Here is a 14,036-nt window from a genome sequence, read left to right as displayed (position 1 = left end):
ACGATGGCCACCGGCGAGCCGACGATCAGCGGCCATCACGGTAGTCGCCCGCGTGACGCTCGGCATATTCCGGGTCGGACGTGGCCTCGTAGCTGCGCTGGTCGGCCCAGGCATCGAGGTCGGCCACCGCGTACATGACGCGGCGGCCGAACTTGCGGAACTTCGGGCCGCCGCCGATCACGCGCTGTTTCTCCAGCGTGCGCGGCGACAGCCGCAAGTATTCGGCGGCTTCGTCGTTGGTCAGGTAGCGTTGGGGCTGCACGGGCGCAGCGACAGCAGTGGCGGCAGGCCGCAAGGGAGCGGGTCGCATGGGATGTACCTCCATCAAGCCCGGCCACACCACGCAGCCGGATAGAGGCACTTTCAAGAAAGCAAGGCTTCCTGCTCAGGGACGTTTTGCATGGGATGCAGCGCGTCCCTGTGCAACGGGCGGAAGCTGTGCAAGGCGGCGGTAGCCGCCGCGCATCAGCGCATCGCCCCGGCGCACCAGTCGCCGCACGCGGGCGCGCAAGGCGCTATCGGCGTACCAGTCGTCTGCGACTGCATCGGCACCGAACAGTCCTTCGGCCACTTCGCGCAAGGATGCGCCCGCCAGGGTGCCGTCGAGCGCCTGGAGCGTGTTCAACTCCAGCAATGTGGCGAGTGTCGGCCGTGGCCGTGCCGTTCCCGCGGGTAAGGTGTCGCCAGCGATGGCCAGCTTGTCCAGCTCAGCCGCCAGTGCCTGATAGCGCCCGCAGGATGCGCCGCAGGCGCGAATGGCATAGGCGTAGGCCATACCGTCGGCCAAGCCGGGAGCGATCACCAGCCGCAGGCAGCAGCCCGGCCATCGTGTCAGCAGCACCAGGCGCTTGCCATCGTGGACCAGGCGTTTCTGGCCGGGAATGCGCCAGAACGCGAAGGCCACCGCATCGGGTGGCGGGTCGGCATCGGGATAGAGTTGCACGACAGCATCGTGGTCAGGGAACCAAGCCGGATGCGCGTCGCGCGCATCCAGGGCGGGATCTTCCAGCAGGCGCAATCCCCAGCGCGCGGCGGCCTCTGGCCGGCGGCGCCGGCGCAGCCAGTCGCGGCGGTAGTCGGGGTGGCGACGCAGGTATTCCCACGCCAGCGCGGGGCCGTCGAGGTGCAGCGTGTAGAGATACGCGGCGGTCGGATACCAGTGTTCGGCGCTCGGGTCAGCCATGACGCAGCCTCCTGTCATTCAGCAGGAACGTCGCCACGGATTCCGCCGTGCGGGAGCTATCGAGTCGCCATCAAGTCGTCATCGAAATCGGGATAAGCTGTAACTGCTGGTGTCAAGACTGATTCGCTCCAGGGCATTGCGGAAATCGTCTGAATGCGACGGCTGGGCCGCCACGAAAATGGCGCGCAGCATGGAGCACCGTGCAGCAGCCCGCACCAAAGATCATGACTGTTTGCAACAGAACGCACCGCTTCGGTGCAAGAGTGCGGATTCAGACTGCGCAGGTCTTGGGTAAGACTGAAATAGTCAGAATGCGCTGTTGTTGCTGGGGGTTGGTCAGTCGGTGATCGAGCCGTTTTCTTCGGCCAGCCGCAGGTACTCCGATAGCCGCCGCACCGGCTGGAAGTAGCGATCACGCATCACCGGCTGCTTGCGCGGCCCGACGATGGACGCCAGATCGGACAGCTTCACATGGCCCAGGCCGGGCATGCCTATTCCGAGGTCGATCAGCCCCCAGGCCGTATCGCCATCGGCCGGATCGAGTGCGGCCAGCAGCCAGGTGGCGTGCGCGTCAGGGGTGAACAGTCGCACCACTGGCATAGGGTCGATGCTCCGGCCGTCGGCGCGGCACGCGCCGACGGCGAGCAGTTGCGCTCGCTGTTCAGTGGTGACAAGCGGCTGGGTCATCCCCCGAATCCCCACGCATCCGAGGATGCACGGATACGATTTTCCAACGAAGCGCGGAACCGCTGAAGCGGATGCGTGCTTTGGCGGGAAAGCACGAAGGCGCAAGCCATCGAATCCGTACATGCACGGAAACGCAGAAGCGGAATTACGCAGGCCAGGAAAGACACAGATGCGGCGCCCCGATTCTGTTGGAACCCGTCCATGCGGATTCCCGTAAAGACACGAAGCGGATTGCTTCGCAGAAATGAACACTATAGATTGTAGCCCTATTGGGTTCAATGGGCTGTCATCTTGGTTTTCTAGGGGAAACCAAGTTGGCGGCAGCGAAACACTCATTGGCGACGGCCATACGGACGGTCAGGAAGGCGCGTGGCTTGAGCCAGGAAGCGTTCTCCGACGTGTCCAGCCGTACCTACATGAGTTCGTTGGAGCGCGACTTGAAAAGCCCGACCATGCACAAGCTGACCGAGCTGTGCGAGGTCATGGACGTGCATCCGCTCACGTTGCTGACGCTGGCCTATGCAGGCGACGACATGGACAAGGTAAGGCGTGTGCTTAAGCAAGTAGAGCAAGAGCTGCTATCTATCGAGCAACGGGATGTTCATGGATAAGAAGACCCAAGGCGCGTGGCTGTTGCACCACGCAAGAAAACTTCAAGCAACAACGAACCAAGATTTCGACTCGATCGCCTTCGCTGGGAAAAGTGGCACGTTGTTATCCGCAATCTCTGCGGAAAGGCAAAGCGTTGTCACGCAACAACGCCTAGAGGCACTCGCACGTGCCAACCACATCAGCCCCAAAACGGAACTCCCTGCAATCGTTGCCGAACTCGCGCGGCAAAGACTAATCCTGCCGGGCAACGGGGGGGTGGAAGTCCTTGGCTTGACTGGACATAGTGTGCTTGAGCACACATCCAGAATTTTCGATGAAAGCAGCCACGAGGCACATGAAGAAGCCGTAATCTTCGTATCAGAGATTGCCTCCGAGACGCCCACGACGGACAAAGCTATCGCCGAGGTCGTTTCCGATCACTTGAAGCTTTCACGCAAGGAGGTCGGTGATACGTTGGATCTTGCGACCAACATCGGCTTCTTTGACTCTGAGCCGATCTCGGCTCAAGAGAAACTGCTTTTCAATGGCAACCTGTTCCGGCGCGATGATGCGCGGAAGGTCAATGCAATTCTATCAACCTTGAAAGCCCCCGAGGCTGCGCTTCTGACAGAAGTTAATCAGAAGCTTCAAGAAACAGGTTGCCTGCCATTGGAGACGGTTAACAGGATTCTAGGGCAGGATCTTTTCGCACGTCTTCACTCCATTGGTCTGTTCGATGTCAGCGTTGTCGGCAATGATCAGGGCAAGAGCCACTTCGTTACCCGTCCGGCTGCATTCTCCAAATTCAGCAACTCCATTGCGGACGATGCGCTGGATTTAGCCAAGGCGCTGGTAGCCTCGCTCACCTACGGGATGACCGTCAGCAGCTACTACCGCGGCCGTATCCAGATGGTCTCGGCACTCATGAATAAGCTGATCGCAGGCCATAGCGTCGGTCCCGCCACCGCCATTGGAAGCGACTATCAAGCCCTTGAGTTGAAAGGCGTCGTCGCTGTGACGCCTGCTGATAACGGCATGTTCACCATGAGGCTCCTGAAGCCAGAAGTGGGGCGACTTGCGCTCGCCGTAATCGAAGATGGCGACATAACGGCCGAGAGCGTTTCGCATATTCCTGGTGCACGTATCACTGAATACGTCGCGCCGGAATTGAATCGAGAGGTGCAGCGGAAAAATGCCACAGAGGCAGTGAAACTGAAGGCGCGCAACCTGCTCCAAGAAATTCGAACCGGCGGGCTCAAGCGATGAAAAGCCAACCACTAAAGGGCTCTGTCGCCGAGGAAGCACTGCGGAATTATTTCCTAAGCATTGGCTACTATGTTGCCAGAGGCATCAAGTTTACATTCCATCGATTCGATGTGACGGATGTCGATCTGTGGCTATACGCGCGCAATTCGCCTCTCAGCAGAGAACGCATCTGCGTCGACATCAAGAACAAGAAGACACCGCAGGCTCTTGAACGCATTTTTTGGGCAAAGGGCCTACAGTCAGTTCTAGGTCTTGACTCGTGCATTGTCGCGACAACGGATTCTAGGCCGGATGTTCGCGAGTTTGGCCTCCAACACAATGTCCGGGTATTGGATGGTAAGTTCCTTTCGCGATTAACCAATAGCGCACGCAGCCACAAGGAGCGCATCACCGAGGAAGATTTCCTTGCGGATCTTGAATCGGGCTCTCTAGGTCGATTAAGTGGTGACTGGCGTGGTAGGTATGAAGAAAGCAAATCTCGCCTGCTTCACTCCTTGAACTTCGACGGATGCAATGCCTGGCTTGAAGACATCGAATATTTGCTGGCCCAAATCGCCTCCGGAAATCGGGCATGGAGACTCTTCTATGCCTCATGCTCGCATTTCATGATCGCGATGGACTTCATCCTCAGGGAATTCATTGCTGAGGATCAGGAGCAACGCCGTCAGATCATCGAGCGTGGAATACGCTACGGCGTATCAGGGCAGGCTTTCACGGAGAAGGTCGGTCGCATGGCGGCAGCACTAGTGGAAGGCGTTGCGGCTCAACCTGGTCTCGCTGATACGCTGCAACAGGAACTTCAGCAACAGGCTAGTAACGTCAAAGCCGATCTGTTGGCCGAGTTCTTCGCCAGAAACCTAACGGGGTCAGCGGCGTTCGATGTGGCACTTGCGTTAGAGTCCGCAGCCTTCTCTCCCCAAGCTCCCACGCCATCCGCACTGCCTTCACAGGCGCAGGCGGTGGTTGGGGTGATCGCTGATTTTTGCGGCGTAGATCGGAAGATTGCGCTCGCCTAGCGCTCAGGCGAGCGATTGGAACTGAGAGATGCCGCGCCCCGCCGCAATGGGCGGGGCGCGGTGGGCGGCCGTCAGGCCGCCTTGGGCTTGCTGCGCGACCAGATCAAGTCGTGCGTGCCGTCCTCGTTCTCGATCAGGCGGGCATAGACCGTCGCCGGGAACGAAGGGTCGTCTATGCTCACGGACAGGTACTCGCGCCCGGCCTCACTGGTCTTCTTCCACGCCGCGCCGATCTCGTGGCCGGCCGCCTGAAGGTGGAAGTCGGGGGCGTTCTCGCTGTCGCCCTTGTCGTTGGGAACCAGCTTGACCTTGACGTTGAGGGTCAGGGTGCGGAGCTGGCCGGTGAAGCCGTCTTTCTCTGCGGTGAAGGTGCCGATGTTAGCCATGATGTTTCTCTCCTTTCGGTTTGAACAAGGTCGCGCCAGTGCGTCCTTGTTGTGATCCGGCCGGCGGGGGATGGGCTGGCCGCACCGCGCAGCGGTCGCAATACCGTGGAGAACCTGGAAGCGAAAAGAATTTGTCCCGCGAGGAATGCGCGCAGCGCAGGGGAAATTGTTTTCGCTGGAAGGTTGCGGCCATGAAGCCCAAGGCGCAGCCGTGCCACCGCCAGGATTCACGACAAGCCAAGGACGCACGGGCCGCCCGCTCCCGAATGGAGACGTGGCCGACTCGGCATCCCCGCGTGACGGCTTCACCGGCTTGCGCCCTGACACTGGCAAGGCCAACACCCCAACGACAGGCGAGAACGCTTCTTGCCGCAGATTGCGACGACGTGGTTGAGGCGTGGCGTGGATGCGCCATAGCGAAGCCGGGTGGCTTGTCGGTGAACCGTCCTTCGTGACGTACAGGCGCGAACCGCCAGCGTCGAGGACGGCACGCTTTGGCACAACCTGCCGCAGCAAGCCGGGGCGTAGCCCCACAAGCCCCGCCCATTGCGGCGGGGCGCCATCGAAACCTTGCCCGCGCCAGCGGGCGCCGATCGCCGTACCGCGCGCAAGGCACTTGCACGTCCGCCACGTCGCCGCCTGGTCGAAGGCGGCGACGTGGCGATTTTGCTTTGGACGCTGGAACCGGGCGCGGCCACCGCCGCGCCCGGATTTTCGACCACCGGCCCCAAGGCGGAACGGCTTGGGGCCGGTGCGGCTCGTTATTCCTTGGTTTCGATAATCCACCACATGGCACGCGGCAAGGCGCGGCCCGTGATGGGGTGAATGTCGGTGAGGTCGGCGCGGGCCGACCAGCCCGAGGGTGGGCGGTAGCCGCGCACGTCGCCTTCGCCGTGCCAGCGGCGGGCGCGTACTGCGCCGGGCGCATAGATCGCCGCCATGCGCGGGCGGCTGGTGGTGGTGCGGGCCATGGGGGCTTCTCCTTCAAGCGAAGCGCCCCGGTCGAGGCCGGGGCGCTTGCCTTCGGCGCGGGTCAAGCGGCCAGTGCCTCGGCGGGTTCATCCGCCATTGCCTCGGCATCCTCCGGGGCGTCCTGCGCCTGCGTTTCCTCCGGCGCAGCTTCCGGGCCTTCGGCCTTGAAGATGGTGGGCATCCAACCCGTACCATCGGCCAGCCGTTCCGCCTCGCTGGCAATGTCGGCCTTCTTCAACTTCGTCAGCCGGGCAGCGTGCGACGGTGCAAAATCGCCCACGGCTTCCAGAATCGCGGCCTTCGGCACATGCTGGAAATACCCGTCTGCGGTGGGCTGCCACCATGCGGCCATGTCCAGCCCCACAGCCTGCGCCAGTTCCGCGCCCGGCTGCTGCGCCGTGGCGCGAGGCGTCACCACGTCCACGGTCGCCGCCACACATACCGCCAGCAGCCGCACCAGTTCGCCTTGCTCTATCGCCAGCAGCGCGGCGAACAGTTCGGCGCTGTCCTGCGGCAGCGCTTCGCCCGCGACCTGCTGCAACTCGCGCAGGGCGACGGCGGCGGGCGACTCGGGCCAGTCGGGGGCCATGCCTTCCAGCCGGTCTTGCACTTTCAGGCTCACGCCCAGCGGCAAGTCGTGGCCGTAGTGGTTGTCCTGCAAGACGCTCTGCACCATGCCATGCACCAGCGCGGCCAGCGCGACTTGCGGATGGCGGGCGACTTCGATTTGCAGCGCGGCGGTGCGGTGCGCGCTCAAGCGCTGCGCCAGCCGGTCGGACAGGCTCGCGGCCTTGGGCTGTTCGGCGTCCTCGCCTTCGTCGTCGTTCCCGGCTTCGCTTTCCGCGCTGCCGAACCCCTGCCGCAAGCGTTCCAGCGTGCGCAACGCCTTGGCTTCGGCCTCGCGCAGCAACCCGCGATGAATCATGGCTTCGCCGCTGCGGTCGAGGGTGACGATGGCACCGGCCACGGCGCGCACATCCGGGGCGTAGCCCTGCAAGGCTTCCTCCACGGCTTGCAGTTCCCCGGCAACCTGTTCGCGGCGCGGTTCCAGCGCTTCGGTCTTGTCCTCGTCCTCGGCGTCGTAGGCTTCTTCCAGTTCGGCGTAGATCTTGTCGAGGCGGGTTTGCAGCGAGGCGATGCGGCGGGCTTCGCGGGCGTTCGGTTCGCGGCGCTGGCGCGGCGCGTTCTGGAACGCCTGCCGCTCGGCGTAGCTCATATGCGGCACGGCTTCGACCCACGCCCAACCCTCGGCGCGCACGTCCCCGGCCAGCGCATCCAGCTTACCACGCACCAGCGTTTCCAGCAGCGCGGCGTCGGTCAGGTAGGTTCCGGCATCGCCTTCCGCGAACAGGTCGCGGCGGATGCCGCCGCCCGCCGCCGTGTAGGCGTCCAGCCCGGCGAAGCGCACCAGCGGATGCGTGGCGTCGATTTCGCGTTCGGTCAGGCGTTCGCGCAGCGCGGACGCGCCACGCTGCCATTCGGGCGCACCGTAGAACGCGCTTTCCTGTGCGGCGTGGTCGTCGGTGATGGTCAGGGCCATCAACTGTTCCAGCGTGACGGCTCCGGCCCGGTAGTCGGCCAGCAGGCGCGGCGAGACGTTGGCGAGTTTGAGACGGCGCTGCACCACCAGCGGGGTCACGCCGAAGTCGGCGGCAATGTCTTCGATGGGGCGGCCTTCCTTGACCAGTGCGGCGAACGCCTCGAACTGGTCGGCCGGGTGCATCTGCTCGCGCAGCAGGTTTTCCGCGAGGCTGACGGTACGGGCCGAAGCGTCGGGCACCAGCAGGCACGCCACTTCGTAGTCGGCAGGGATGCGCTTCTTCTTCGCCAGCAGCTTCAAGGCGGTCAGGCGTCGGTCGCCGGCCACCACTTCGTAATGCTCGCCATCAGCGGCAAGGATGACGACGAGGTTTTGCAGCGGGCCGACGCGGGCAATGCTCGCGGCCAGTTCGGGGATGGACATGCGCGAGGTCGTCCGCGCGTTGCGCTTGGAGCGGCGCGGCAGCAACTGCGAGAGCGGAACCAAAATCAGGTTCTTGGTCGGGTCGGCCACTTCCAGCGGCGCGGCGGTTTCGATGGCGCGGGTTTCGATTTGGGTATCGGCGTTCATGGTGATAACTCCTTGCGGTTAGGGATGCAGCAGCGAGAGAAGCGGCAAGGGCTGCTGCCTGCCCCTGCCGCGTGGGGATTCAGGCTTTCAACTGGCGCATGCCATCGGCCAGCAGCCAAAGCGCACGGTTGAGGCGGATGTTTTGGTCGATGCCCTGCACCGGGCGGGTTTGCTGGCGGCGTCCGTTGGCGCTGCGCCCGCGCAGGCCGCCTTGGGTCAGGTTCTCTTGCGTGCGGTTGAACACGCTCCACAAGTCCGGGCGGCGGTCGTCGTGGCGGCGCGGCATCAGGATTTGCGATTCCGTGATGGGCGCGGGCTTGTCGGGGTCGTCGTACTTGAGGGCCAGCGCGGCGCGGGCGAACACTTCGGATTCGCCATCGCTCAAGGTGATGGCGCGCATGGAATCGCGGGATTCCTGCACGCGGTCGAAGCCTCTCAACACTTCGTAAGCGCCTTCGATGATGGAACCGGCCACGTCGCCTTTGTGGGGCACGCGCACGTCCGCCACCGTGTCGCCGCAGACAAGACCATTGCTGCACACGAACCGGAACATTCCGGCCAGCATCTGATAGCTGCTCGTGCCGTCATGCGAGTTCAACAGCACGATTTCATTGGCTTCCGCGCCGTTGATCTGGCTGGCGTGGCGCAGGCGCAGCATGTGCTTGGTGTAGTCGCGGCGGTCGTCGTGGCGCACGCGGGTTTGCGCTGCCATAAAGGGTTCAAACCCTTCCTTGCGCAGTTCTGCCAGCACGGCGGCGGTGGGGATGTAGGCGTACCGTTCGGAACGGCTTTCGTGCGGGGCGTCCGCGAAGATGGACGGCGCGACCTTGCGGATTTGATCGTCGGACAGCGGGTAGTCGCTGCGCAGCGACGGGGAACGGGAAGCGAATCGGGATGCGAGTTGCATTGCATTTCTCCTGACGAAAAGGGTTTGCTGTTCAAACCGCACACCGGATTCCTAGATTCGGAGCCCAGCCTTTCGGCTGTTTGGTGCGGTCGGCACGAGGAACCCGGTTGGCCCTGTTGCCACCGTCTTTCCTGAGTTCATCGCCCGCGACGGTCAGGAGCGCGCGGACGGGGGACCGTCAAGGAAACAAGCGCAGGGTTGGTGCGGCCCGCAGGCGCAGCCGAGGACACGGCCCTGCGCGCCTTGACGGCACACGGGCGCGGGCTACAGTCGCGGACAAGGTGATGAAGTCAGGGGAGACGGCTGGACAAGGCAATGGCCCCCCAACACGCCGACCGTACGGCAAGCGAAGCGCGCAGGCCCGGATCGAGGAATCCGGGCCGGAGGCGTCAGCCGAGCGGAGCGAGGGAACGATGGAAGCCCTGCAGGGGCGAGACGCTGCAGGCGGCTCGATGCGCTACGCGCACGACAGCGCGACCGGCCATCTCCCAGGTGGCCGGGGACGCCCGGACTGCACCTGCGTGGGTACCTCAGAGTCGGTTCATCGACAGTCGCTCGGGTACCGACAAATCCGGCAGGGTTCAATACGCTGTGAAGGGTCTAAAACATCAAGGACAAGACCGTGAGTTCGTCTCAAACCATGATTCCGCAGCAAGCCTGCGAAAAACTCCTCTTGGAGGGGAGGCAGTACAACATCGAACACCACATCCTGCCCAGCGAGAACGCTGTCGCGGATCGACTGCTGGCGCGTGGCGTCGAGTTGAAGGACGCCTATGATGAATTGCACGAAAAGCTCCATTCCCACCCGCCGGCGCTCCAGGTCTTTCTTGGCCTCGTGTTGAGCACCGCCGCTTTCTGGAATCCACAGAAGATGCAGGAGGCTCGCGCTGCACGCAGCGATCTATCCAACGTCAATCGGCAAATCGCGAGGAAGGCAGACGAGTTGGCGGCGCTGCTGGAACAGCGCTCAGACCTGCACGACACCTCGGGCTTCAGCAGCGAAACCCACTATCACGTTGGCGAAGTGATCGAAGCGGCATCCCGGGACAACTACCTGTTTCAGTCTTACGTCCAAGAGAAGCTGGATGCACTTCGTGGCCAGTTTGATTTGAAGTATTGGCCCTCGCTGAGTGACTTCATGCGCGAACTGGCATCGGATGCGGAGAAGGCGGAGATGGCGGCCACAGACCCGCTGACGGCCGCCGCCACTGCGGCGACACGTCCCTCCAATGCCGACTTCTTCAAGGCACTGTTCGCCTCGATCGAGGAAAACAGCGCGGAGAACCACGGCCAACTGCCGAGGGGGTTCAAGCTCACAGACCGGACATTGGCCTCATTGGCGAACTGTGCGTTGGATCTGAGCCCGCACGAGCTGCTGGACGAGGCCTACGTGAAGCGCCTGCGTCAGCGTGAGCGCAACGGAACCGAGTAGCGGCTCGATTCAGCCTTAAGGGCTCAACGCTAGGACAGGCGAAACGTACACGACAACTTCATTCGATGTAGGCCACGAAGTTGGCGAGTGAGGAATTAACACCCATCTCATGGTCTGCTGGAGAAATACTCACACAGTCGCCTTTGGGGGTAAGCGGAACGCGCAGGCCCGAGTGGGCCGGAGGCGCCAAGGATCAAAGCAGGATGGCCGCGACTCTGCACGTGGCGCGGCCCGCGAACCCGACGGCGGAACGCGCCGGGACGCACAGCCTTGGCTTTCGTGGATGTTGGGCCGCGGGTCGGCCAGAATGTGCGAAGCGCTTTGTTACTATTCCAAAGGCTGGTCCCGGGCGATCGGGCATCCGGAAGAATCCAAACACATCTGTAGGGACGACATGACGACGTCACAGCCGACCACCTTCGGTCAACAACTTTTCTTCAGTCCGGAATCCGGCGCTTGGAAGTCCCTCAGGCCGGATGTAACTGGCGAGGCTGACGACGCAAAGAGGCAGCAGATTTTGTCTGAAGCCGCTGCTGCACGCGAAGAACTGAAAGCGGTATTGCTTTCCTCGCTTCAGATGCAGCATGTGGTCGCCCTTGCAGGAAGTGGGACGTCTCTCGGAGAGATCAACGGTCCTTCGATGTGGACGTTGTGGGATCACTGCGTGAACTCGAATCCTGACACTGGAAAGGATGAGCGGAAGCCGACCGAACAGGCTAATGCCGTAATTGCTGAGATCGGCTATGAGACTGCCGTTGAACAGGAGAACATCGAGGCTTTGCTTTCGCGTTGCGATGCATATCTTCAGATCAAAAAAAGCGAGCAGGTCGAGAAATTTGTCTCCGTCTCAAAGGGTGTGATCTTAAAAGAATGTTCCGCCTTTCTCGATGGCGCCGACGATTCCAAGTTGGCGAGCCATCGCACTTTCCTGCATCGACTGTCTCGACGCCGCGTTCGCGACTCGCGGATGAAATTGTTCACGACGAACTACGATCTTTGCTTTGAGCGCGCTGCGGGCAAGCAGGGGCTGGTTTTGCTCGACGGCTTCTCATTTACACAGCCCCGGCAGTTTGATCCGCGGTTCTTCCTGTACGACATCGTCCGTCGGCCTTCGACAGGCGATGAGGTTGGCAACCCGTTGGAAGGCGTGTTTCACCTGTACAAGCTGCATGGTTCGGTTAACTGGGATCAATCCAGTTCGGGCGATATCGAGATCAAGACTGACCCGACTCCGGAGACGGCCTGTCTGATCTATCCCGCCAAAGGTAAATACCAACAGTCCTACGTCCAACCGCACTTGGAACTGATCTCGCAGTACCTGGCGGCGCTGCGAGAACCAAATACTTGCCTCATCGTATCGGGCTTCGGTTTCAATGATGATCACTTGTCGGAACCCATTGTCGCGGCGGTTCGCACCAATCCGCATTTGCGGTTGATCATCGTCAATCCCTCGGCGGATGATCTGACCTCTCGGAGCAAGGAGAACAACCGATACTGGGATGCGCTCTACAACCTCGCCAAACAGGGCGAGGACGTGTGGCTGATCAATGCCACGTTCAGCGAGTTCGCCGAGATGATTCCGGACCTCAAATCGCTGACGCCCGCGCAGCGGCTCACGCGCGACATCAAGTCGCTGGTCAAACCGACATGAGTACCGCGCTTGACGTCACCGACGCTTTTCCGCGCGGATTGCTCCGACCGGAGTTGTATGTTGGCCAGTTGTGCTCCGTTTCCGCCCAGGTGGTGAAGTTCAATCTCAACGAGGCGGGCTCGCCCAGCGGTTCCCACTTTCTGGGTGGCCGATACGGAAAGGGTGAAGTTGGAGAGTTCGTCCTGATCGAGGGACAGATCAACCTCCTGCTTGGACGGGTGGTCGAGATCCATTTGCCAGATGCCGACAGGCGCCTGATCGACACCTCGCATGGCAGGGTGCCAGATTTGGACGGCATCGGGACGATCCAACTGCTGGGCTCCATCGCAATGGACTCACTTCGAATCTCGGCGGGCGTTGACTCCTATCCTCGCCTGGGCGACCGCGTCTACGCTGCGCCGCACAGCTTCATCGCCAACTTACCGAAGTTCATGGAGGCGGCGGAGGCCGAAGCCAGCCACGTCCTTCTCAAGCTGGGCTCGATCGATGTCGCGCCTGAAAGCTACGTGTCGGTCAAGCCGGAGAAACTGTTCGGCCGACACTGCGCGATTCTGGGCGCCACTGGCGGCGGCAAGAGTTGGACGACCGCTCGGATCATCGAAGAATGCCTGCGCTACAAGACCAAAATTATCCTCTTGGACGCGACGGGGGAGTATCGCGGGTTTGACGGAAAGCACGTCTCCAACTTTCACTTGGGCGCGCCGGTCAACACTGCGAAGTCGTCCTCTCCTTGCGCCTTGCCGCAAACGTCTTTTATTGAATCGGACTTCATCGCGCTGTTTGAGCCTGCCGGCAAGGTTCAGGGACCGAAGCTGCGCGCGGCGATCCGCAGTCTTCGACTTGCCACCCTCGCTCCCCATATTTCGACTGGTGGGATCATCAAAAAGATCGATCAGTCCAAAGTCCCGATCTTGGCAGAAGAGGCCAAAGCTGGCATTGCGGAGAAGCTCGACGATCCACAGCAAGCGTTCGACGTGTGGAAGCTCGTTTCACAGATCGAGCAGGAGTGTGTCTACCCGGACGGATTCGGTGTGGCCCGGGGGTCGAAGGACACCACCAAATGGGGTGGCGACTCAGGCGAGGTCTCGTACTGCCTGTCCTTGATGTCGCGCATTAGCGGCATTCTCAGTTCATCTTCCTTCGATTGTGTCTTCAAGTCGAAGGCTCCTGCATTGACGGAAAGCATCTCGTCCTTCGTCTCCAACGAAGATCGGTTGCTTCGGATATGCCTGAGCGGCGTTGCCTTTGAGTTCAAGGCGCGCGAGATCATCGCGAACGTGATCGGACGGCATCTTCTCAACATGGCACGCGATGGCGCATTCAAGAGTTGCCCTGTTGTCATCATCGTCGACGAGGCACATAACTTTCTCGGGCGGCATATCGGAGGCGATGACGCGGTCGCCCGCCTGGACGCATTCGAGTTGATCGCCAAAGAGGGCCGGAAGTACGGACTCAACATCTGTCTGTCAACTCAGCGCCCACGCGACATAACGGAAGGTGTTCTGAGCCAGATGGGAACACTCGTGGTGCATCGGCTCACGAATGATCGGGACCGCGAGGTTGTCGAACGCGCCTGCGGCGAAATTGATCGGTCCGCTTCGTCGTTCCTGCCCAACCTGAAGCCCGGCGAGGCTGCGATCATCGGCGCCGATTTTCCTATTCCGTTGACCATTCAAGTCTTCCCGCCGAGCGCGAAACCTCTTTCTGACGGCCCCAACTACCAAACCCACTGGAAGGCGTAGTTCTTATTCGCGCTGCGCCCGCCAGACTGCGTCAGCCTACCGGCAGTCGAAGCAGCTTGAAGTAGAGGGGTAGGCACAGATACATCAGACTCA

The 14,036-nt window shown here is 61.8% G+C and carries 13 protein-coding genes; 6 read left to right on the top strand and 7 right to left on the bottom strand.

Annotated elements, in window-relative coordinates; translation table 11 throughout:
- Window positions 1-25: 25 nt before the first annotated feature.
- The 3 genes from LU682_RS15475 to LU682_RS15465 all read right to left on the bottom strand — a co-directional run bounded on the left by LU682_RS15475 (window position 26) and on the right by LU682_RS15465 (window position 1,870).
- Window positions 26-295 carry a helix-turn-helix transcriptional regulator gene (locus LU682_RS15475; protein ID WP_431607415.1) on the bottom strand — a complete coding sequence of 90 codons (270 nt, stop codon included), beginning with the start codon at window positions 293-295 and terminating at the stop codon, window positions 26-28.
- A 90-nt stretch (window positions 296-385) separates the two neighbouring features.
- Entirely contained in the window at window positions 386-1,183 is a 798-nt protein-coding gene (locus LU682_RS15470; protein WP_014646117.1) for a DUF2285 domain-containing protein, read from the bottom strand.
- Between the two features lie 336 nt (window positions 1,184-1,519).
- A complete protein-coding gene (locus LU682_RS15465; protein WP_034010237.1) occupies window positions 1,520-1,870 on the bottom strand; it encodes a DUF2958 domain-containing protein in 351 nt (116 codons plus the stop codon).
- A 335-nt stretch (window positions 1,871-2,205) separates the two neighbouring features.
- Between LU682_RS15465 and LU682_RS15460 the strand changes: the two genes are divergently transcribed.
- From LU682_RS15460 to LU682_RS15450, 3 genes are read left to right on the top strand one after another with little or no spacing between them, the layout of a single operon-like run.
- A complete protein-coding gene (locus LU682_RS15460; RefSeq protein WP_434091808.1) occupies window positions 2,206-2,481 on the top strand; it encodes a helix-turn-helix domain-containing protein in 276 nt (91 codons plus the stop codon).
- Window positions 2,474-3,727, top strand: a complete 1,254-nt coding sequence (locus LU682_RS15455) for a hypothetical protein (protein WP_034010257.1) — start codon at window positions 2,474-2,476, stop codon at window positions 3,725-3,727. Before LU682_RS15460 ends, LU682_RS15455 begins: the two co-directional genes overlap by 8 nt.
- A complete protein-coding gene (locus tag LU682_RS15450; protein ID WP_034010234.1) occupies window positions 3,724-4,743 on the top strand; it encodes a hypothetical protein in 1,020 nt (339 codons plus the stop codon). Before LU682_RS15455 ends, LU682_RS15450 begins: the two co-directional genes overlap by 4 nt.
- A gap of 71 nt (window positions 4,744-4,814) precedes the next feature.
- Here LU682_RS15450 and LU682_RS15445 read toward each other — a convergent pair whose 3' ends face one another.
- From LU682_RS15445 to LU682_RS15430, 4 genes are all read right to left on the bottom strand, one after another.
- Entirely contained in the window at window positions 4,815-5,129 is a 315-nt protein-coding gene (locus LU682_RS15445) for a DUF736 domain-containing protein (RefSeq protein WP_014646114.1), read from the bottom strand.
- Between the two features lie 761 nt (window positions 5,130-5,890).
- Complete coding sequence (locus LU682_RS15440; protein WP_014646113.1) at window positions 5,891-6,100, bottom strand: hypothetical protein; 210 nt, start codon at window positions 6,098-6,100, stop codon at window positions 5,891-5,893.
- 62 nt (window positions 6,101-6,162) lie between these two features.
- Window positions 6,163-8,211 carry a ParB/RepB/Spo0J family partition protein gene (locus tag LU682_RS15435; protein ID WP_014646112.1) on the bottom strand — a complete coding sequence of 683 codons (2,049 nt, stop codon included), beginning with the start codon at window positions 8,209-8,211 and terminating at the stop codon, window positions 6,163-6,165.
- Between the two features lie 79 nt (window positions 8,212-8,290).
- Complete coding sequence (locus tag LU682_RS15430) at window positions 8,291-9,118, bottom strand: DUF932 domain-containing protein (protein WP_014646111.1); 828 nt, start codon at window positions 9,116-9,118, stop codon at window positions 8,291-8,293.
- Between the two features lie 622 nt (window positions 9,119-9,740).
- Here LU682_RS15430 and LU682_RS15425 point away from each other — a divergent pair.
- The 3 genes from LU682_RS15425 (at window position 9,741) to LU682_RS15415 (ending at window position 13,943) form a co-directional block, all read left to right on the top strand.
- Complete coding sequence (locus LU682_RS15425) at window positions 9,741-10,550, top strand: hypothetical protein (RefSeq protein WP_014646110.1); 810 nt, start codon at window positions 9,741-9,743, stop codon at window positions 10,548-10,550.
- 394 nt (window positions 10,551-10,944) lie between these two features.
- Window positions 10,945-12,201: an SIR2 family protein gene (locus LU682_RS15420; RefSeq protein ID WP_128987718.1), complete on the top strand. Its 1,257-nt coding sequence runs from the start codon at window positions 10,945-10,947 to the stop codon at window positions 12,199-12,201.
- Complete coding sequence (locus LU682_RS15415; protein ID WP_014646108.1) at window positions 12,198-13,943, top strand: ATP-binding protein; 1,746 nt, start codon at window positions 12,198-12,200, stop codon at window positions 13,941-13,943. Before LU682_RS15420 ends, LU682_RS15415 begins: the two co-directional genes overlap by 4 nt.
- The last annotated feature ends 93 nt before the right edge of the window (window positions 13,944-14,036 follow it).

Origin of the sequence: Pseudomonas alloputida (assembly GCF_021283545.2) — a bacterium.
Lineage (GTDB): Bacteria > Pseudomonadota > Gammaproteobacteria > Pseudomonadales > Pseudomonadaceae > Aquipseudomonas > Aquipseudomonas alloputida.
Note: the sequence above shows the minus strand (reverse complement) of the source record. Positions and strands in the feature narration are given on the sequence as shown.

What these genes read in the sequence shown, in the direction of transcription:
- LU682_RS15470 (WP_014646117.1), bottom strand. Translation starts at nt 1,183, where the DNA reads ATGGCTGACCCGAGCGCCGAACACTGGTATCCGACCGCCGCGTATCTC.
- LU682_RS15465 (WP_034010237.1), bottom strand. Translation starts at nt 1,870, where the DNA reads ATGACCCAGCCGCTTGTCACCACTGAACAGCGAGCGCAACTGCTCGCC.
- LU682_RS15455 (WP_034010257.1), top strand. Translation starts at nt 2,474, where the DNA reads ATGGATAAGAAGACCCAAGGCGCGTGGCTGTTGCACCACGCAAGAAAA.
- LU682_RS15450 (WP_034010234.1), top strand. Translation starts at nt 3,724, where the DNA reads ATGAAAAGCCAACCACTAAAGGGCTCTGTCGCCGAGGAAGCACTGCGG.
- LU682_RS15445 (WP_014646114.1), bottom strand. Translation starts at nt 5,129, where the DNA reads ATGGCTAACATCGGCACCTTCACCGCAGAGAAAGACGGCTTCACCGGC.
- LU682_RS15440 (WP_014646113.1), bottom strand. Translation starts at nt 6,100, where the DNA reads ATGGCCCGCACCACCACCAGCCGCCCGCGCATGGCGGCGATCTATGCG.
- LU682_RS15435 (WP_014646112.1), bottom strand. Translation starts at nt 8,211, where the DNA reads ATGAACGCCGATACCCAAATCGAAACCCGCGCCATCGAAACCGCCGCG.
- LU682_RS15430 (WP_014646111.1), bottom strand. Translation starts at nt 9,118, where the DNA reads ATGCAACTCGCATCCCGATTCGCTTCCCGTTCCCCGTCGCTGCGCAGC.
- LU682_RS15420 (WP_128987718.1), top strand. Translation starts at nt 10,945, where the DNA reads ATGACGACGTCACAGCCGACCACCTTCGGTCAACAACTTTTCTTCAGT.
- LU682_RS15415 (WP_014646108.1), top strand. Translation starts at nt 12,198, where the DNA reads ATGAGTACCGCGCTTGACGTCACCGACGCTTTTCCGCGCGGATTGCTC.